The 17964-nt window shown below is 70.8% G+C and carries 16 protein-coding genes and 1 pseudogene; 5 read left to right on the top strand and 12 right to left on the bottom strand.

The genetic code is table 11. From position 1 onward, the window contains the following. Positions 1-37 precede the first annotated feature (37 nt). Positions 38-1420 (top strand): L-serine ammonia-lyase, encoded by a 1383-nt coding sequence (locus tag ACFYNP_RS27335; protein ID WP_388411953.1) that lies wholly within the window; start codon positions 38-40, stop codon positions 1418-1420. Positions 1421-1439: 19 nt separating this feature from the next. Here ACFYNP_RS27335 and ACFYNP_RS27330 read toward each other — a convergent pair whose 3' ends face one another. After that, positions 1440-2162 carry an NADPH-dependent F420 reductase gene (locus tag ACFYNP_RS27330; RefSeq protein ID WP_388789066.1) on the bottom strand — a complete coding sequence of 241 codons (723 nt, stop codon included), beginning with the start codon at positions 2160-2162 and terminating at the stop codon, positions 1440-1442. A 61-nt stretch (positions 2163-2223) separates the two neighbouring features. Further along, positions 2224-2436 (bottom strand): EF-hand domain-containing protein, encoded by a 213-nt coding sequence (locus ACFYNP_RS27325; RefSeq protein WP_161251968.1) that lies wholly within the window; start codon positions 2434-2436, stop codon positions 2224-2226. Positions 2437-2568: 132 nt separating this feature from the next. Here ACFYNP_RS27325 and ACFYNP_RS27320 point away from each other — a divergent pair. The 3 genes and pseudogenes from ACFYNP_RS27320 to ACFYNP_RS27310 form a co-directional block, all read left to right on the top strand. Further along, positions 2569-2775, top strand: a pseudogene (locus ACFYNP_RS27320) (GNAT family N-acetyltransferase); the annotation flags it as partial. Positions 2776-2976: 201 nt separating this feature from the next. After that, the gene (locus ACFYNP_RS27315) at positions 2977-3672 is read left to right on the top strand and encodes a tRNA-dependent cyclodipeptide synthase (protein ID WP_388789000.1); all 696 of its coding nucleotides are present in this window, start codon (positions 2977-2979) and stop codon (positions 3670-3672) included. Further along, positions 3669-4859 (top strand): cytochrome P450, encoded by a 1191-nt coding sequence (locus ACFYNP_RS27310; protein WP_388788997.1) that lies wholly within the window; start codon positions 3669-3671, stop codon positions 4857-4859. Before ACFYNP_RS27315 ends, ACFYNP_RS27310 begins: the two co-directional genes overlap by 4 nt. A gap of 109 nt (positions 4860-4968) precedes the next feature. Here the strand turns inward: ACFYNP_RS27310 and ACFYNP_RS27305 are convergent, their stop codons facing one another. The 6 genes from ACFYNP_RS27305 to ACFYNP_RS27280 form a co-directional block, all read right to left on the bottom strand. After that, entirely contained in the window at positions 4969-6150 is a 1182-nt protein-coding gene (locus ACFYNP_RS27305; protein WP_388411947.1) for a YncE family protein, read from the bottom strand. After that, a complete protein-coding gene (locus tag ACFYNP_RS27300) occupies positions 6150-6962 on the bottom strand; it encodes a polysaccharide deacetylase family protein (RefSeq protein WP_388412379.1) in 813 nt (270 codons plus the stop codon). The genes ACFYNP_RS27305 and ACFYNP_RS27300 overlap by 1 nt, the downstream gene beginning before the upstream one ends. 435 nt (positions 6963-7397) lie before the next feature. Then, positions 7398-7901 carry an ATP-binding protein gene (locus ACFYNP_RS27295; RefSeq protein WP_388411945.1) on the bottom strand — a complete coding sequence of 168 codons (504 nt, stop codon included), beginning with the start codon at positions 7899-7901 and terminating at the stop codon, positions 7398-7400. A gap of 286 nt (positions 7902-8187) precedes the next feature. Further along, the gene (locus tag ACFYNP_RS27290; protein ID WP_100577536.1) at positions 8188-8955 is read right to left on the bottom strand and encodes an enoyl-CoA hydratase/isomerase family protein; all 768 of its coding nucleotides are present in this window, start codon (positions 8953-8955) and stop codon (positions 8188-8190) included. A gap of 81 nt (positions 8956-9036) precedes the next feature. Further along, positions 9037-10278 (bottom strand): Ig-like domain-containing protein, encoded by a 1242-nt coding sequence (locus ACFYNP_RS27285; protein ID WP_388411942.1) that lies wholly within the window; start codon positions 10276-10278, stop codon positions 9037-9039. Positions 10279-10552: 274 nt separating this feature from the next. Then, entirely contained in the window at positions 10553-11782 is a 1230-nt protein-coding gene (locus ACFYNP_RS27280; protein WP_388411940.1) for an Ig-like domain-containing protein, read from the bottom strand. 140 nt (positions 11783-11922) lie between these two features. Here ACFYNP_RS27280 and glgX point away from each other — a divergent pair, with 140 nt between their 5' ends. Then, on the top strand, positions 11923-14178 hold the full coding sequence (gene glgX / locus ACFYNP_RS27275; protein ID WP_388411938.1) for a glycogen debranching protein GlgX: 2256 nt from the start codon (positions 11923-11925) through the stop codon (positions 14176-14178). A 14-nt stretch (positions 14179-14192) separates the two neighbouring features. On the opposite strand, the gene ACFYNP_RS27270 is transcribed toward glgX, so the two are convergent. The 4 genes from ACFYNP_RS27270 to ACFYNP_RS27255 are packed head-to-tail and all read right to left on the bottom strand — an operon-like array spanning position 14193 to position 17845. Then, positions 14193-14837, bottom strand: a complete 645-nt coding sequence (locus ACFYNP_RS27270) for a response regulator (RefSeq protein WP_388788993.1) — start codon at positions 14835-14837, stop codon at positions 14193-14195. After that, positions 14827-16095, bottom strand: a complete 1269-nt coding sequence (locus ACFYNP_RS27265) for a sensor histidine kinase (protein WP_388788990.1) — start codon at positions 16093-16095, stop codon at positions 14827-14829. Before ACFYNP_RS27265 ends, ACFYNP_RS27270 begins: the two co-directional genes overlap by 11 nt. Positions 16096-16154: 59 nt before the next feature. Further along, positions 16155-16946, bottom strand: a complete 792-nt coding sequence (locus tag ACFYNP_RS27260; RefSeq protein ID WP_388788988.1) for an ABC transporter permease — start codon at positions 16944-16946, stop codon at positions 16155-16157. Continuing rightward, a complete protein-coding gene (locus ACFYNP_RS27255) occupies positions 16943-17845 on the bottom strand; it encodes an ATP-binding cassette domain-containing protein (protein WP_388411930.1) in 903 nt (300 codons plus the stop codon). The genes ACFYNP_RS27260 and ACFYNP_RS27255 overlap by 4 nt, the downstream gene beginning before the upstream one ends. Between the last annotated feature and the right edge of the window lie 119 nt (positions 17846-17964).

The raw sequence follows: 17964 nt of genomic DNA, 5'->3' as shown, positions 1-17964 counted from the left end.
GACAACGGCGTCTTCCCACCCCCACAAGGAGTCTCCCGTGGCCATCTCGGTCTTCGACCTGTTCTCGATCGGCATCGGCCCGTCCAGCTCCCACACCGTCGGCCCGATGCGCGCGGCCCGGATGTTCGCCGCGCGGCTCAAGAACGAGGGCCTGATCGCCCACACCGCGCGGATACGGTCCGAGCTGTACGGCTCGCTCGGCGCGACCGGCCACGGCCACGGCACCCCGAAGGCGGTGCTGCTCGGCCTGGAGGGGGCGTCCCCGCGCACGGTCGACGTGGAGAACGCCGATGAGCGGGTGGAGAAGATCAAGGACTCCGGGCGGCTCAACGTCCTCGGCATGCACGAGATCGACTTCGCCTACGACGACGACCTGATCCTGCACCGCCGCAAGGCGCTGCCGTACCACGCCAACGGCATGACGGTCTTCGCCTACGACGTCGACGGCACGCTCCTCCTGGAGAAGACCTACTACTCGGTGGGCGGCGGCTTCGTGGTGGACGAGGACGCCGTGGCGGGCGAGAACCCGATCGTGCCGGACGACACCGTTCTCAAGCACCCCTTCCGCACCGGCGACGAGCTGCTCCGGCTCGCCAAGGACACCGGCCTCTCCATCTCCGCGCTGATGCTGGAGAACGAGAAGGCGTGGCGCACCGAGGACGAGATCCGCTCCGGACTCCTCGACATCTGGCGCGTCATGCAGGCCTGCGTCTCGCGCGGCATGTCCCGCGAGGGCATCCTGCCCGGCGGCCTCAAGGTCCGCCGCCGTGCCGCCAACACCGCCCGCCTGCTGCGTGCCGAGGGCAACCCCGAGGCGCACGCCATGGAGTGGGCGACGCTGTACGCGATGGCGGTCAACGAGGAGAACGCGGCAGGCGGCCGGGTCGTGACCGCGCCCACCAACGGCGCCGCGGGCATCATTCCGGCGGTCCTGCACTACTACATGAACTTCGTGCCCGGCGGCTCCCCGCAGGAGAAGGAGGACGGCATCGTCCGCTTCCTGCTCGCGGCCGGCGCGATCGGCATGCTGTTCAAGGAGAACGCCTCGATCTCCGGCGCCGAGGTCGGCTGCCAGGGCGAGGTCGGCTCCGCCTGCTCGATGGCGGCGGGCGCCCTCGCCGAGGTGCTCGGCGGCACCCCCGAGCAGGTCGAGAACGCGGCCGAGATCGGCATGGAGCACAACCTGGGCCTGACCTGCGACCCGGTCGGCGGCCTGGTCCAGATCCCGTGCATCGAGCGCAACGGCATGGCCGCGGTGAAGGCCGTCACCGCCGCCAAGATGGCGATGCGCGGTGACGGCAGCCACAAGGTGTCCCTGGACAAGGTCATCAAGACGATGAAGGAGACGGGGGCCGACATGAGCGTCAAGTACAAGGAGACGGCCCGCGGCGGCCTCGCCGTCAACATCATCGAGTGCTGAGCCGCTCCCGCGGCTCCGCTCAGGCGGAGTGCGCCGCCGGGCGCTCCCTGGGGGCCGCCGCCAGGGCCGCGGCGACCTCCTCCTTGTTGCCGCGCAGGCCGTAGACGGGGGTCGCGGGCTGCTGGCGCCAGGAGTCGTCGATGCCGCCCGTGTCCACGGTGTCGAAGCCCAGCTCGTCGACGAGTTCGCGGACCAGCCGCTTGGCGGCCGCGTCGTCGCCCGCGATGGGCACGGCGACCCGGTCCGGGGCGCCCTGGGGGCGCGGCCGGTCCAGGAGGTCCTGCGCGTACGTGCCGTTGAAGACCTTGATCACCGGGTGGCCGATGTGCTGCTCGGTCCAGCGGCTTTCGGGGAGCCCGTCCTCGATCGCGTCGATCCGGCCGTCGCGTTCCTTCGGGTAGTAGTTCCCGGTGTCGATGACGGCGAGGCCTTCGGCGGCCTTGTCGAACAGGCCCTTGGGCAGGGCGGGGACGTTCTTCAGCGGGATGGTGACCACGACGACCTGGGCGCCGTCGGCCGCCTCGGCGACGGTGACCGGCGTCGCGCCGGTCTCCTCCGCGAGCGCGGAAAGGGTCTCTGGGCCACGGGAGTTGGCGACGGACACCTGGTGGCCGAGCGCGGTGAGGCGGCGGGTCAGGTTGCCGCCGATGTTGCCCGCGCCGATGATGCCGATCTTCATGAGCTGGCCTTCCGGAGTTGGTGCGTTGGCACGCTCCGCAAACCTGCGGCCACTGCGCGTTATTCCGGCCCGGCACCGGTGGCGTTCCGCCGCGGCGATTTCACGCCACCGGCACCGTTCGGGGTCACTTGTTCAGGGACGCCCAGAACTCCTCGAAGGAGAGCTTGCCGTCGCCGTTGGCGTCCTTGGCCCTGATGATGGCCTGGGCCACGGTCTCGGTGACGTGGAAGTCGCCCAGCTGCGCCATGACCGCCTTGTACTCGCTCGCGGTGACGCGTCCGTCGCCGTCGACGTCGAGCTTCGCGAACGCCTTGCGCGCCTCTTCGATGTCCGCCACTGGGTCCACCCCTTTGTTGGTGCTACTGCTTGGTGCTTTTCTGACGCCGGTCAGATTAGCCGCCGATGCACGCGCGCCGTGCGGCGGCCAGGGCTTCGCGGGGCGCCACGGGTGGAGACTCGCCGCGTCGACGCGGGCCGCTGGGAGGCCGCCATCGAGCTCGACGAGTCCGCGCGCGGCCGGGGCCTGGGTATCCAACTCGACCTCACCGCACGGTACTTGGCGCCGGACGCGGTGCTCTGGGCCCAGCAGTCCCGGGGGAACGCGCGCAGCGTGCGCACCTTCCAGGCCGCCGGTTTCCGGCCGGTCGGCGCCGAGGCGCTGCTCCTCGCGCACTGACCGCAGTACCGCCCGTCCGGCCCCTGACCCTGACTGTTCGCCATACACGGAGGACGCTTTTCCGCCCGACAAAGAGGAGTTCACGCCAACTTCACGGCGCCACTTCCTCACGCTCCGCCACTGATGGATAACTTCATGCTGTCGCCGCCACACCGGGAGCACAGGGCACCCAGGGACTAGCGGCGCTGGGGCGTTACAGCTGTGGCCATCACAACTGAAGCATTCACCGTGCAGCCCTTCACACGAAGTTGCCACCACATATGGGACGAGGGCGACCACGTCCTCATCGGTGTGAGTCCGGGTAACAGCTACTTCAGCGCCGGGCGCATCACCGAACTCGTCCGTTGGGCTTCGGCACGGTTCTCCCGCATCGACATCGTGTACGCCGACCTCCATGTGGCCGAGCTGTTCGGCGCGCTCGGCTACGAGCGGGAACACGCGGCCCGCCGGGCCACCAAGGAGCTGAAGGCGGTGCGCCGCAGGGTCCTGCGCGGCGTCGAGGAGGCGGACCCGCAGGGCACACCGGTCGATGTGCACGGCCTCTCGGAGTTCGCCGGGAACCCCGTGTACGAGCTGCTGCACCGCCGGGTGCGGCACTTCCTCGCCACCGACCCGCACTTCCGCGCCGGCTGCGAACGCATGGCGGCGCACTTCCTCTCCAGGAAGGTCGGCGAGCCCGCCGTGAGCGCGCGGCAGCTCTCGGCGTGTCTCGACTACATCGCCGCCGAACTCCCCTTCTTCCTGGACACCCCGGGCATCCTCGGCGTCCCCTCCTCGGTGTCGTGCTACCACGCGCCGATCCCGCTGACCGAACTCCTCTACGCCAAGGGCGGCGGGCTCCGCGCCTCCCGCAACCAGGCCCATGCCGTGGTGCGCCCGGAAGGAATCGCCGCATGACCGCCGAGCCCGTACTCGACTTCCCGCTCTCGCGCCGCGGGGACGTAGTGCCCGAGGAGTGCACCTGGCTGCGCGAGAAGCAGCCCGTGGCCCGGGTGCGTACGCTCACCGGCGACCGGGCCTGGCTGGTGAGCAGTCACGCCCTGGCCAAACAGGTCCTGGAGGACGAGCGGTTCAGCCTCAAGGACACCGCCGCGCCGGGCGTCCCGCGCCAGTACGCGCTGACGATCCCGCCCGAGGTCGTCAACAACATGGGCAACATCAACAGCGCCGGGCTGCGCTCCGCCGTGATGAAGTCGCTGAGCCCGCGCGCCGACGGCCTGGCCGGGCGGCTGCGCGAGCGGGCGGGCGAGTTCGTCGACGCGCTGCTCGCCGAGGGCCCGCCCGCCGACCTCCGGGCGGGGTTCACCGACCCCTTCTCGGCGGCCCTGCACTGCCAGGTGATCGGGGTCCCCTTCACGGACTGGCGCCGGCTCATGTCGGGCCTGGACACCGCCTTCATGACGAGCACCCACACCTTCGAGGGCGCCGGGCTCAACTGGTACAAGGACCTCGGGTACATGGTGGAGCGCCTGAACGCGCCCGACGTGCCGCCGGACAGCCTGCTCGGCCGGCTCGGGGCGCTGCGCGAGGACCGCGAGTCCGCGCATCTGACGGACGAGATGCTGGCCACGGTCGCGGTCTCCATGTTCGGCGCGGGCGCGGTCTCCACCTCCGCGTTCCTGACCCTGGCGATCCTCGCCCTGCTCCAGCACCCGGAGCTGATCGGCCATCTGCGCGAGCACCCCGAGCGCATGGGCCGGGCCGTGGAGGAGCTGCTGCGCTGGAACCTGTCCATCGGCGACGGGCTGCCCCGGCTCGCCCTGGAGGACGTGCGACTGGGTGAAGTCCTCGTCAAGAAGGGCGAGTTGGTGCTCGTCCTGGTGGAGGGCGCCAACTTCGACCCGGCGGTCTTCAGCGACCCCGAGCGCCTGGATCTCGACCGGGAGCACAACCCGCATCTCTCGTTCGGGGCCGGCCGGCACTTCTGCCCGGCCACGGGCCTGGGCCGGCTGCACGCGGAGACCGCGCTCGCGGTCCTGGTGGACCGGATGCCGGGCCTGCGCCTCGCGGTCCCGGCCGAGCAGCTGGTGTGGCGCACCGGCTTCATCAAGCGCCTGCCGGAGCGGCTGCCGGTGCTGTGGTGACCCGCGGGTGCCCCGGAGCCGGCGGGCCCCGGGGCACTTGGTGGCCGTACGCACGCGGGCCGTACGCACGCGGGCCGTACGCACGCGGGCCGTACGCACGCGGGCCGGTTCAGCGGAAGATGCCGGTGTGGCCGAGCGAGTACCGGCCGGGCTGGGGGTAGACGGCGAGGCCGTGCGGGCCCGAGCCGACGGGGATGCGGGCCAGCTCCTTGCCGGTGGTGGTGTCGATGGCGTACACCTCGGCGTTGTAGCGCCCGGACAGCCAGAGCACCTTGCCGTCGGCGGAGACACCGCCCATGTCGGGGCTGCCGCCGTCCGGCAGCTCCCACTTCTTGGTGAGCTTGTCCTTGGTGAAGTCGAAGATGGAGATGGTGCCCTCGCCGCGGTTGGAGATGTACATCTCCTTGGAGTCGCGGCTGATGTAGAGCCCGTGGCAGCCCTTGCCGGTGGGCAGCAGGACCGGCTTGTCGAACTTGTCCCCGTTCAGGACCCACATGCCGTGCGCCATCATGTCGGCCACGTAGAACGTCTTGCCGTCCGGGGACATCTTCACGTCCTGCGGCATCGCCCCGTCGAACGGCAGCTTCTGCTGTCCGACGATCTGCATCTTCTCGGTGTCGACCTTGAGCAGCTCGCCGGAGAACTCGCAGGAGACGATGAAGTACCGGCCGTCCATGGAGAAGTCCGCGTGGTTGACGCCCGCGCAGGTCACCGGGACGGTCTTGACCCGGTTCATGGTGACGGGGTCGCGGAAGACCAGCTCGCGGTCCATCGAGGCCATGACGACGGCGTACTTGCCGTTGGGCGTGAAGTAGAGGTTGTACGGGTCGGAGACCTGCACGGTACGGCCGGTCTTGCCGGTCGCCGGGTCGATGGCGGTGAGCGAGTCGCCCAGGTCGTTGTTGACCCAGAGCGTCTTCATGTCCCACGACGGGACGACGTGCTGCGGCTGGTGGCCGACCGGGATGGTCTCGATGACCTTGTACGTGGCCGGGTCGATCACGGACACCGTGTTCGAGTTGGTGTTGGGCACGTACACGCGCGGCAGGAAGTTCTTCACGGCGGGCTGGAGCGCGTTCGGCCGGTCCGCCGCGTAGGCGTCCTTGGGGTCGAGGACGGGCGGCATCCCGGGCAGGCCCTGGGGCACGGGCTTCTTGACGACGGCCGGCGGGGGCGCCGCCTTGGTACTGAGCGCCTCGTCCTTGTGGTCGGCGCCCGAACCGCAGCCGGCGAGCGCCGCGAGCAGGGCGGCCGCGAGCAGCGCGGTGGTCGTCTTCGTTACGGTCGGCATCAGATCAGCAGCTCCGTGGTCGTGACCGCGCGCAGTCGGCGGCGTTCCAGTTCGGCGAGTAGAACGGGCAGCGCGGCGACCGTGTCCGCATAGCCGAAGTGCAGGCTCACCACCGATCCGTTGCGGATCTGCCCGGTGACGTTGCGGGTGACGGCCGAGGCGCCGGGCGAGGTGAAGTCGAGCGAGTCGACGTCGTACGACAGGACGTGCGGGTAACCCGCCTGCCGGGCCAGTTTCTGAACGAGCGGCGTCGCGTACTGGGCACGGGAGGGCCGGAACCACGTCCCGATGGAGCCGGTGAGCCGGCGCAGGCGGTCCGCACAGCCGGTGATCTCGGCGTACGCCTCCGACTCGTCCATGGTGGAGATGTCGATGTGGTGCTGGGTGTGGTTGCCCAGTTCGTGGCCGCCGTCCAGGATGCGGCGGGCCATCGCGGGCTGCTCGTCGAGCCAGCTGCCGACGGCGAGGACGGTGACGCGGGCACCGGCCTTCTCGGCCTCGCTGAGCAGGGTGGTGGCGATCTTCGGATCGCCCTGGCCGTGGAAGGTGAGGGCGACCTGCGGGCGGGCCCGGGGTCCGCTCTCGATCTGGACCGGCTGCCCGGGAAAGGCGCGGGGGGCCGGTGCGGGGCGGGGCTTGCCGGGGCGGGCGGCGGCCGCGGCGGAGGCGGAGGGCGGCGGTGTCGAAGACGCGGCCGGCCGCGCGCCGCCCTCGTCGTCCGAGCAGCCCGTCGTGAATGCCCCCACGATGGCCGCGCCCGCCCCGGCCCGCAGGGCGCTGCGGCGGTCTACCGCACGGGGTGATGGATTCAGCACATGGACATTTAAGTGCGCCGAGGCGTGCTTGGTAACGATTGACCCACTTCAGGACCTTTGCGGGTCGCGCCCGGCGGGGGTGCCCTACGGTCGCCAGGCTCGCTGATTCACTCAGCACCCTCGATACTTATTCACAGTTTGAAAGGTGAGTGCTCTAGCTCACCTACGATTCACAGCTAAACTGTCACGTTTCATCCCGCTATGTCCGAGTGGGGACTTTTGAGGATGGGCCGCCCATCTGTCATAGTCGGAGCCACGACCCCCATTGACCCGGGCCAGGTCGTCTTCAGTCGCCGTGGATCACACCCCCCATAGATCCACGGCGCTCCACAGAAGCCCCCGCAGGCGCCGCACCCGGCAGCCCAGGGGGCTTCTGTGATTCCGGGGACCGGAGGGATTGCGTGCTTCCCGGACCTCCGGCGCGTCGGCGCCTCAGCGGTCGGCGACCCGCATCTCGAACCAGGTGGTCTTGCCGCGCGGCAGCAGATCCACGCCCCAGCGGTCGGAGAGCTTGTCGACGAGGAAGAGGCCGCGCCCGCTCACGTCCATCTCGTGCACCGGCATCAGACACGGCAGTCCGCGCGAGGGGTCCCGGACCTCGATCCGGATCCAGCCCCGGCGCCGCAGCATCCGCAGCCCGAAGACCCGGGCCCCGGTGTGCCGGACCGCGTTGCCGACCAGCTCGGAGACGAGCAGCACCGCGTGTTCGGCGAGGGCCGGCGAGAGCGCCCACTGGCGCAGCACCACGGACTGGGTGATCCGCCGAGCCGTCGCCGCGGACTCCGGACGTGACGGCAGCCGCACTTCCTCCTCCGTCGGATTACCGAACAACTCCAGCGCCTTCAGCGCCAGTTCGTCGTCGGCGGACGGCATCCAGCGCGCCGCGGTCGCACTCACGCGCTGCGCCGGTTGTTCCACACCCTCCAGCCCCGCCATGCCTCCATCATGGCCGCCCGGAGCGGCCTCCGGGGCGGTTCCGAAGGAATAGCGCCTCCGGAAGCTGACGTTCCGGAGGCGCCTTTTGGCATATGACGGAGGCAGTCGAGGACCTTTCACGCCCCCTCCGACCTGCGATGACCTGCCGCGTTCGCTTGATCACCAAGCGTTCCGCAGAGGTTTTCCTTAAGGTGCCCTTAAGGCTGCGCTAATCCCCCCACAGGGTGTACACATCGTCATCACATGTACAGCCCTCGTTGACGGGGCGCCCTCAACTCCCTTGCGATCAGAGGAACTTGGCCTTGCCCGGCCCCTCCTCCACGAAGCTGCGCATGCCGCGCTCGCGGTCCTCGGTGGCGAACAGGCCGGCGAACCAGTTCCGTTCGACGGCGAGGCCGGTGTCGATGTCCGCCTCCAGACCGGTGTCGATGGACTCCTTGGCGGCGCGCAGCGCGATCGCGGGGCCCTGCGCGAGCCGAGCGGCCCAGGCGTGGGCCCGCTCGTACACCTCGGCGGCCGGGACGACCTGGTCGACCAGGCCCATGGCGAGCGCCTCGTCCGCCTTCACCTGGCGGCCGGTGAAGATGAGGTCCTTCGCCTTGGACGGGCCCACCAGGCGGGCCAGGCGCTGGGTGCCGCCCGCGCCGGGGATCAGGCCCAGCAGGATCTCGGGCTGGCCGAGCTTCGCGTTGTCGCCGGCGATCCGGAAGTCGGCGCAGAGCGCCAACTCGCAGCCGCCGCCGAGTGCGTAGCCGGTGACGGCCGCCACGACGGGCTTGGGGATCCTGGCGACGGCGGTGAAGGACTCCTGCAACGCCCGGCCGCGCACGACCATCGCCGCGTGGTCCATCGCCTGCATTTCCTTGATGTCCGCGCCCGCCGCGAACAGCTTCTCGCCGCCGTACAGGACCACCGCCCGCACGTCGTCGCGCCGGGCCGCCTCCTCGGCCAGCTCGCGCAGCCGGTCCTGTGTCGCGACGTCCAGCGCGTTCATCGGGGGGCGGTTCAGACGGAGGGTGCCGACGCCCTCGGAGACTTCCAGGTTCACAGTCATGAAGGCAGGTTAACGGCCACTAACGACAAGGGACCCGGTGCTGTCGCTCACAGCACCGGGTCCCTCAAGGGCCGGCCGGGGTTACTTGGTCCACTCCGACCAGGAGAGGTTCCAGCCGTTGAGACCGTTGTCGGGCTGGATGACCTTGTCCTTGGAGTTCTTCACGACGACCACGTCGCCGATCAGGGAGCTGTTGTAGAACCAGGCGGCCGGCGTGGACGGGTCGCCGGCCCCGCGGGCGTCGCGCAGACCGACGCAGCCGTGGCTGGTGTTTGCCGAGCCGAACACCGAGGGGTCGCCCCAGTAGTTGCCGTGGATGAAGGTGCCCGAGCTCGACAGGCGCATCGCGTGCGGCACGTCCTTGATGTCGTACTCGCCGCCGAAGCCGACGGTGGCGCCGTTCATGCGCGTCACCTCGTACTTCTCGCTGATGACCATCTGCCCGTTGTACGTGGTGTTCTGCGGGGAGCCCGCGCTGATCGGGATGGTCTTCAGGAGCTTGCCGTCGCGCTCCACCTTCATGGTGTGGGCGCTCGCGTCGACGGTGGAGACCTGGGAGCGGCCGATGGTGAAGTGGACGGTGCGGGTCTGCTTGCCGTAGACGCCGGGCCGGCCCTCGACGCCGTCCAGGTTCAGCTTGACGGTGACCTTGGTGCCGGGCGCCCAGTAGTTCTCGGGGCGGAAGTCGAGGCGGTCGTTGCCGAACCAGTGGCCCTCGACCGGGACGGACGGCTCGGCCGTCACGGTGATCGCCTTCTTGACCGCGTCCGGGTTGGTGATGCCCCGGCTGAAGTTGATGGAGACCGGCATTCCGACACCGACGGTGGACCCGTCCTCGGGCACGTACTGGCCGATGAAGGTGTTGGTCGGGACGAGCGTGGTGAAGGTGGTGTCCTTGGCGGACTCGCGGCCCTTGGCGTCCTTGGCGACCGCGTGGACCTTGTACTGCGTGGCGGAGGCGAGGTGCTGGTCCGGGGCCCAGCCGAGGCCGTCGGCGGATATCTTCCCGGCGACCGCGTTGCCCTTGCTGTCGGCGACCGTGACGGCGGTCAGCCTGCCCTTGTCGGCGGATATCTTCAGCGCGCCGTTGGTGGCCACGTCCTTGGCGTTGTCCGCCGGGACGATGGTGACCACGGCCTCGGACGCCTTGGTGTCCTCGGTGGCGCCCGCGCTGCCGGCCTTCGACTTCGATCCGCCGTCGCCCCCGCCGCACGCGGTGACGAGCAGCAGCAGCGCCCCGCATATGAGGGCCAGCAGTGCGCTGCCCCGACGACCGCGCCGTCCGGCCGCGGCCGGAGCCCCCGAAATAGGCTGCCCGTTCAAGACTGTTCTCCCCTCGCACGGCGTGGCCCCGCCACCGCCCGCACTCACTCACCCCCGCGCGCGTCCTCGCGCGCGCACGGCGTTAGATAATCACACCGAACACGCCGTGATCTCCCCTCCAATGTCACCGTTCAGTCCCAAGTTTTCCTGGAACTCTCAGGTGAAACACAGGAACCGTTCCCGGTTGGTTAACCGGGAACGGTCATGGGGCCGTGCGTTCGAGGGGGCGGGCCCCATGAGGTCCTCATGGGGCTCGGGAGACCTCAGCCGGTCCTCAGGAAATGGCGGAGCCCGCCTTCCACTTCGCCCAGTCCAGGTTCCAGCCACTGAGCCCGTTGTCCGGAGCGACCTCGCGGTCATGGGAGTTGACGACCTCGACCACGTCGCCGATGAGGGTGCGGTCGAAGAACCAGCCCGCCGGGGTGTCCGAACTGCCGCCCTTCACGTCCCGCAGACCGACACAGCCGTGGCTGGTGTTGGAGTTGCCGAAGGTGCTGGAGGGGGCCCAGTAGTTGCCGTGCAGGAAGGTGCCGGTGTTGGTGAGCCGGATGGCGTGCGGCACGTCCGGGATGTCGTACTCCCCGCCGAACCCGACGGTCTGGCTGTTCATCCGCGTCACGTCGTACATCTCGGTCACGACCATCTTGCCGTTGTACGTGGTGTTCTTCGGCGACCCCGCGGAGATCGGCAGCGTCGACACCAGCTCGCCGCCGCGCCGCACCTCCATGGTGTGCGCCTCGGCGTCCACCAGGGACTCCTGGTCGCGCCCCACGGTGAAGCCGATCGTCTTGTCCTGGATGCCGTAGACGTCGGGCGCCGCGAGCACGTCGCGCAGCCGCATGTCGACGGTGACCTTGGTGCCGGGCGCCCAGTACTTCTCCGGCCGGAAGTCGAGCCGGTCCTTGCCGAACCAGTGGCCCCGCACGTCCACCGGAGGCTGCGAGGTGATCCTGATGGCGCGCTCTACGGCCGCCTTGTCCTTGATCGCCTGGTTGAAGTTGAACGACACGATCATGCCGACGCCCACCGTGGAGCGGTTCTCCGGCTTGAAGTACCCGATGAAGCGGTGCTCGGGCACGAGGGTGGCGAAGCTGGTGTGCCGGGCCTGGCGGCGGCCGTGGCCGTCGAGCGCCACGGTGTCCACCGTGTAGAGGGCGGCCAGTTGCAGCGCGCCCCCGGTCGGCGTCCAGGTCAGCCCGTCCGCGGAGATCTTGCCCGGCACCTCCTCGGGCTGCGCGTCCTCCGTCTTCATGACCTTGACCCGCTCCAGGCGCCCGCCCGGCACCCGCACCTCCACCTTCTGGTCCGCCTTGACTCCCTTGGCCCCGTCGTCCGGGGTCACCAGGATGGCCTCCTGCGGCGTCAACGGCTTGCCGCCGATGTCGCCGATGTCCAGGGCGCCGCCCGAGCACCCGGTCAGCGCGGTCACCAGGACCGCCGTCAGTCCTGCCCATGCCAGGGCGGCGGCCGTGCCCGCCCCTGCCCGCTTCAGTACGTCTCTCACGACCGGCCCAACGACCGCCCCCCGCCGGGGGAAACGTGAGTACGAGGGCTGTTGCGGGAAGAACAGGTGCAGAGACGCGCAGGGAAGCCGCGGCCGGGACGCCGCTGCCGCCCCCGCGCCGAGCCGCGGGAGGCCGTCAGGTGTCGAGCGCAGCCGAACAGAAGGCAGTGCGGAGTGCCGCGAGCGGCACGCCCGGTACGGAGGGGCACCCCGCGGTGAACGGCCATCGGGGTGAACCGGGGGCCCTGCGCCCCCCTGTCTGGCCGGGCGCCCCCACCCCGCTCGGCGCCCGCTTCCGGGTCGGCCCGGACGGGGTCGCGGGCACCAACTTCGCGCTGTGGGCGGGAGGCGCCGAATCGGTCGAGCTGTGCCTGTTCGACCCGGCGGGCACCGAGACGCGGCTGGTCCTCACCGAACTGACCCATGAGATCTGGCACGGCTTCGTCCCCGGGGTGCGCCCCGGGCAGCGGTACGGCTTCCGGGTGCACGGGCGCTGGGACCCGTGGACGGGGGCCCGTTGGAACCCGGCGAAGCTGCTCCTGGACCCGTACGCGCGGGCCGTGGACGGTGACTTCGTGCTGCCGCCCGAGGTGTACGGGCACGTGCGGGACTGGCCGCAGCAGCAGGTCGCCGACACCGTGCGCGACGACCGCGACTCGGCGCCGCACGTACCCAAGGGCGTGGTGGTGCAGGACGACGACGACTGGGCCGACGACCGCCGTCCCAAGACGCCCTGGTCCGACTCCGTCATCTACGAGCTGCACGTACGCGGCTTCACCCGGCTGCACCCGGACGTCCCCGAACCGCTGCGCGGCACCTACGCCGGGCTCGCGCACCCGGCCGCGATCGACCATCTGGTGCGGCTCGGCGTCACCGCGGTCGAGCTGCTTCCGGTGCACCAGTTCGCGCACGAGGACCATCTGCTGCGGCGGGGCCTGAAGAACTACTGGGGCTACAACTCGATCGGCTACTTCGCGCCGCACGCCGGATACTCGGCGAGCGGCACCGCGGGCCAGCAGGTCGGCGAGTTCAAGCGGATGGTGCGGGCGCTGCACGAGGCGGGCATCGAGGTGATCCTCGACGTGGTCTACAACCACACCGCCGAGGCGAGCGAGATGGGCCCCACGCTGTCCCTGCGCGGCATCGACAACCGCGGCTACTACCGCCTCCAGGCGGACGCCCGGCGCTATGCCGACTACACCGGCTGCGGCAACACCCTGCACGTGGTCCAGCCCCATGTACTGCGTCTGATCACCGATTCGCTGCGCTACTGGGTCACCGAGATGGGGGTGGACGGCTTCCGGTTCGACCTGGCGGCGGCGCTGGCCCGCTCGATGCACGACGTCGACATGCTGTCGCCCTTCCTCGCGGTGATCGCGCAGGACCCGGTGCTGCGCCGGGTGAAGCTGATCGCCGAGCCCTGGGACGTGGGCAACGGCGGCTACCAGGTGGGGGCCTTCCCACCGCTGTGGACCGAGTGGAACGACCGCTACCGGGACGCGGTACGGGACTTCTGGCGCGGCGCGCTGCCCGACATGCGCGACCTCGGCTACCGGCTGTCGGGCTCCAGCGACCTGTACGCCTGGGGCGGCCGGCGGCCGTACGCGTCCATCAACTTCATCACCGCGCACGACGGCTTCACGCTGCGGGACCTGGTGTCGTACGAGCGCAAGCACAACGAGGCCAACGGCGAGGGCAACCGGGACGGCACCAACGACAACCGGGCCTGGAATTGCGGGGTGGAGGGCGAGACCGACGATCCGCGGGTCAACGCGTTGCGGCGGCGCCAGCTGCGGAACCTGCTCACCACCCTCCTGGTTTCGACGGGCGTGCCGATGCTGGTCGCGGGCGACGAGATGGGGCGCACCCAGGGCGGCAACAACAACGCCTACTGCCAGGACGGCGAGGTCAGCTGGCTCGACTGGTCGCTCCTGGAACAGCCGGGCGCGCGTGGCCTGCTCGAACTGGCCACGCGGCTCCTGGAGTTGAGGCACCGTCACCCCGTGCTGCGGCGACGCGCCTTCTTCTCGGGACGGGCCCAGGGGGCGGACGGGCTGCGGGACCTGGCCTGGTTCACCGCGCGCGGCGAGGAGATGACCGAGCGGGACTGGTACGCGCCCGCCGCCACGCTCGGCCTGTATCTGTCGGGGCGCGACATCCCGGGGCGCGACGCCCGGGGCGCACCCGTGACCGACGACAGCTTCCTGATCCTGCTGCACTCGGCGGACCGTCCGGCGGACTGCGTCCTGCCGGGCCCGCCGTGGGCCGCCTCCTACGAACTGGTCGTGGACACCTCGCGCGAGGACCAGGCCGAGCCGCCGGGAGTGGCCTACCGGGGCGGCGAGATGGTGACGCTCCCGGCCCGCTCGGTGCTGGTCCTGAAGGTGGCGGGGTAGGGAGACGCCGGCGGCTAGCCGAGGATCTTGCGGTCGTACGCCACCGCCACCGCGGCCGCCCGGTCCTTGACGCCCAACTTGCCGTAGATGTGGGTGAGATGGGTCTTCACCGTGGCCTCGCTGATGAACAGGGCGCGGGCGATCTCCCGGTTCGAGGTGCCCTTGGCGACCAGTTCGAGGACTTCGCGCTCGCGGCCGGAGAGCGGTTCGCCCGCGGGTGCCGCGGGCGTGCGGACCGCCGTGACCAGACGTGAGGCGACGGCCGGGGAGAGGACCGTGCGGCCCGCCGCGGCGGCGCGGACCGCGGTGAACAGCTCCTCCCGCGGGGCGTCCTTGAGGAGGTAGCCGGTGGCGCCCGCCTCGATCGCGGGCAGGGTGTCGGAGTCGGTGTCGTAGGTGGTGAGGACGAGGACCTTGGAGCGCAGTCCGCGCCGGGTGAGCTCGGCGATCGCGGCCACTCCCCCACCCCCGGGCATGCGCAGGTCCATCAGGACGACGTCCGGGTCGAGCCGCTCGGCGAGATCGACGCCCTCGACGCCGTTGGAGGCCTCGCCGAGGACCTCGAAGCCGTCGGCGGAGGCGAACATGCCGCGCAGACCGTCCCGCACTACGGGGTGGTCGTCGCAGATCAGGAGGGTGATGGTGGCGTCAGTGGTCATGAGGCACCAACGGTACGCGGGCCGAGACCGCGGTGCCATGGCCGGGCTCCGACTCGACGGTGAGGCTGCCCGCGATGCGTTCGGCGCGGGCCCGCATCCCGTCCAGGCCGAAGCCGCCGGTGCCCGAGCGGGCCGGCAGGTCCAGCGGGTCGAAGCCGCGGCCGTCGTCGCGGACGTCCAGGGAGACCTCGTCGCCCATGAAGGAGAGGGTCACGCCGATGCGCGAGGCCCCGGCGTGGCGGCTCGCGTTGGCGAGGGCCTCCTGGGCGATGCGCAGCAGGGTGGCCTCGATCTCGTCGTGGAGCTGGACGGCGGTGCCGGTCACGGTGAAGTCGGCGCGCACCCCGTGCCGGGTGCCCCATTCGGCGACGGTCTTCTTCAACGCCTCGTGCAGCAGGTCGTGTTCGAGGTCGAGCGGGCTGAGGTTCTGCACCGAGCGGCGGGCCTCGCCGAGGCTGTGCCGGGCCAGCGCCTGGGCGCTGGCGAGGTGTTCGCGTACGAGGGCGGGGTCGTCGCTGCTCGTGACCACCTGGAGCTGGGCGATGATCCCGGCCAGGCCCTGGGCGATGGTGTCGTGGATCTCGGCGGCGAGCCGGCGCCGCTCGTCGGCGACACCGGCTTCCCGTGCCTGGAGCAGGAGTTGGGCGTGCAGGGCGGCGTTCTCGTCGAGGGCCTGCTGGAGCCGGGCGTTGGTGGTCTCCAGGGCGGCGATCGTCTCCACCTGCACCCGGGAGCGCTCGTCCTCCTGGGCGGCGAGATGGCTGAACACCGTGAGCAGGACGCAGTTGATGACGAGCACCGCGCCGAACACCACCCAGCCCATGGTCCCCTTCGGCGGCAGCCCGCCGGACTGCGAACCGGCCATGGTGACGGCGGTGGCGACCAGACCGATCCGTACCAGGCGCCGGGGCAGCACCGCCTGGGCACCGAAGTAGCCGCAGACGGCGAAGAAGGCGAAGAACGGGTTGAGCCAGGTGAGCGCGAAGGCGAGACCCCAGCGCACGAAGTAGTAGACGGCCCCCGCGGCGCTCGGTCCCGGCCGGGCGCGGCGCCACCGGTCCCAGCAGACCTGGAGCATGAGGGCGCCGCCGACCAGGCAGAGCGCGGCCCGGCGGGCGTCCGGGCTCATCAGCAGGTCGGCGGTGGCGGCCGCGGCGAGGCAGCCGATGAACAGCAGGCCGAAGGGGCCCCAGCGGTGGAACACCTCCCAGCGTTCCTCCACCAGGTCCCGCTTCACCTCGTTCGCCCCGTCGCTCATGGCACCAGTGTCATCCACGTCGCAGGGCCCGCCGGTACCGCCCCAGCGGGCGATCGCCGTCATTCCCACCGGAACCAGCGGGTCGCTGCGGCCGAGAGCAGCACGGTCCACAGGGCGAGGACGCCGATGTGGTCCCAGCCCGGCCAGCTGCCGGCCGCTGCCTCGGTGAGTGCCTGGGCCGCGGCGCCGAAGGGCAGCAGCTCCACGATGCGGCCGAGCGTGTCGGGCATGGCCTGGACGGGCAGCCACACACCGGCGCTGAACATCATCGGGAAGAACACCGCGGAGCCGATGGCGTTGGCGATCTTGGAGGTGCGCGAGAGCGCGGAGACCAGGGCGCCGAGGGCGAGCGCGCTCAGAACGGCGAGCAGCAGCGCGAAGGCGTAGCCGAACAGCTGGTGCGGCAGCGCCACCTGGAAGGCGAGCCGGCCCACCGTGATCGACAGGAGCGCGGAGATCACCGCGGCCACCCCGTGCAGCCCCATCTGGGCGCCGAGCAGGGCGGAGGGGCGCACGGGGGTGACCGACATCCGGCGCAGGATGCCCCGCTCGCGGTACCCGGTGATGACCGGCGGCATCGCCTGGAGCCCGGCCATGATCATGGAGAAGAGCACGGCGACGGGGACGTACGCGTCCACGAAGCGGATGCCGCCGAGGGCCTTGTCCGGGTCGCGGAAGCCCGGGATCGAGCCGAGCACGACCAGCAGGACGGTCGGGACGACCATGATCCAGAACAGTCCGGCGGGCTCGCGCCGGAAGAGCGTGGCCTCGGTCTTCAGTACCGCGGCGGCGGCCCGGCGCGAGGGGCGGGCGGCACGGGCGGGGCGCGGCGGGGTGAGGGTGGTGGTCATGCCGAGGCCTCCGTCAGGTCCAGGAACGCGTCGTCGAGGGTGGCCTCGGAGACGCGGAGTTGGTGGGCGGTGATGTGGTGCCGGGCGAGCAGGGTGATCACCGCGTTGACGGTCTCGTCGGTGCCGTGGATGGTCACCCGGCCCTGCTTCTCCTCGACGGCGGCGGCCTGCGGCAGCCCGGCGAGCGCGAAGTCGTCGAGCGGGGCCGAGGGCGTGAAGGAGATGACGGTGGAGCCGGCCGCGCGCCGGATGAGACCCGAGGGGGTGTCCAGGGCGGCGATCCGCCCCTTGTCGATCACGGCGATCCGGTCGCAGAGCCGCTGCGCCTCCTCCATGAAGTGGGTGACCAGGAGGACCGTGACCCCGCCGCGGCGCACGTCCTCGATCAGTTCCCAGGTGTCGCGGCGGGCCCGCGGGTCGAGCCCCGTGGTCAGTTCGTCGAGCACCACCACGCGCGGGTTGCCGATGAGGGCGAGCGCGATGAACAGGCGCTGCTTCTGGCCGCCGGACAGCTTGGCGAAGCGGGTGCCGAGCTTCTCGGCGAGCCCGAGGCGTTCGGCGAGGGGTCGCCAGTCGGCCGGGTCGGAGTAGAAGGAGGCGTACAGCTCCAGGGACTCGCGCACGGTGAGCTTGGGCTGGAGCTCGCTCTCCTGGAGCTGGGCGCCGAGGATGCGGGTCACCCGGTCGTGGTCGGCGACCGGGTCGTACCCGGCCACCCGGATCGTCCCGGCGTCCGGGACGCGCAGCCCCTCGATGCACTCGACGGTGGTGGTCTTGCCCGCGCCGTTGGGGCCGAGGATCCCGAAGATCTCCCCCTCCTCGACGGCAAAGCTGACGTCGTCGACAGCGGGCCTGCGGCCGTATGCCTTGCGCACTGCGTTGACTTCGATGATTGCCATGCCATGAGAATCCCGGCCGGCGGGGGTCCGCCACATCGCCCATCGCGCTCGACCCCGCATCAACCGATCGGTTGACGGGCGGTACGACCCCCACGCGTCCGAGCGGTCCTAGGACCAGC

It is taken from the genome of Streptomyces sp. NPDC006691, assembly GCF_042869955.1.
In the GTDB taxonomy this organism is placed as follows: domain Bacteria; phylum Actinomycetota; class Actinomycetes; order Streptomycetales; family Streptomycetaceae; genus Streptomyces.
Note: the sequence above shows the minus strand (reverse complement) of the source record. Positions and strands in the feature narration are given on the sequence as shown.

What these genes read in the sequence shown, in the direction of transcription:
- ACFYNP_RS27310 (WP_388788997.1), top strand. Translation starts at nt 3,669, where the DNA reads ATGACCGCCGAGCCCGTACTCGACTTCCCGCTCTCGCGCCGCGGGGAC.
- ACFYNP_RS27305 (WP_388411947.1), bottom strand. Translation starts at nt 6,150, where the DNA reads ATGCCGACCGTAACGAAGACGACCACCGCGCTGCTCGCGGCCGCCCTG.
- ACFYNP_RS27295 (WP_388411945.1), bottom strand. Translation starts at nt 7,901, where the DNA reads ATGGCGGGGCTGGAGGGTGTGGAACAACCGGCGCAGCGCGTGAGTGCG.
- ACFYNP_RS27290 (WP_100577536.1), bottom strand. Translation starts at nt 8,955, where the DNA reads ATGACTGTGAACCTGGAAGTCTCCGAGGGCGTCGGCACCCTCCGTCTG.
- ACFYNP_RS27270 (WP_388788993.1), bottom strand. Translation starts at nt 14,837, where the DNA reads ATGACCACTGACGCCACCATCACCCTCCTGATCTGCGACGACCACCCC.
- ACFYNP_RS27265 (WP_388788990.1), bottom strand. Translation starts at nt 16,095, where the DNA reads ATGAGCGACGGGGCGAACGAGGTGAAGCGGGACCTGGTGGAGGAACGC.
- ACFYNP_RS27260 (WP_388788988.1), bottom strand. Translation starts at nt 16,946, where the DNA reads ATGACCACCACCCTCACCCCGCCGCGCCCCGCCCGTGCCGCCCGCCCC.
- ACFYNP_RS27255 (WP_388411930.1), bottom strand. Translation starts at nt 17,845, where the DNA reads ATGGCAATCATCGAAGTCAACGCAGTGCGCAAGGCATACGGCCGCAGG.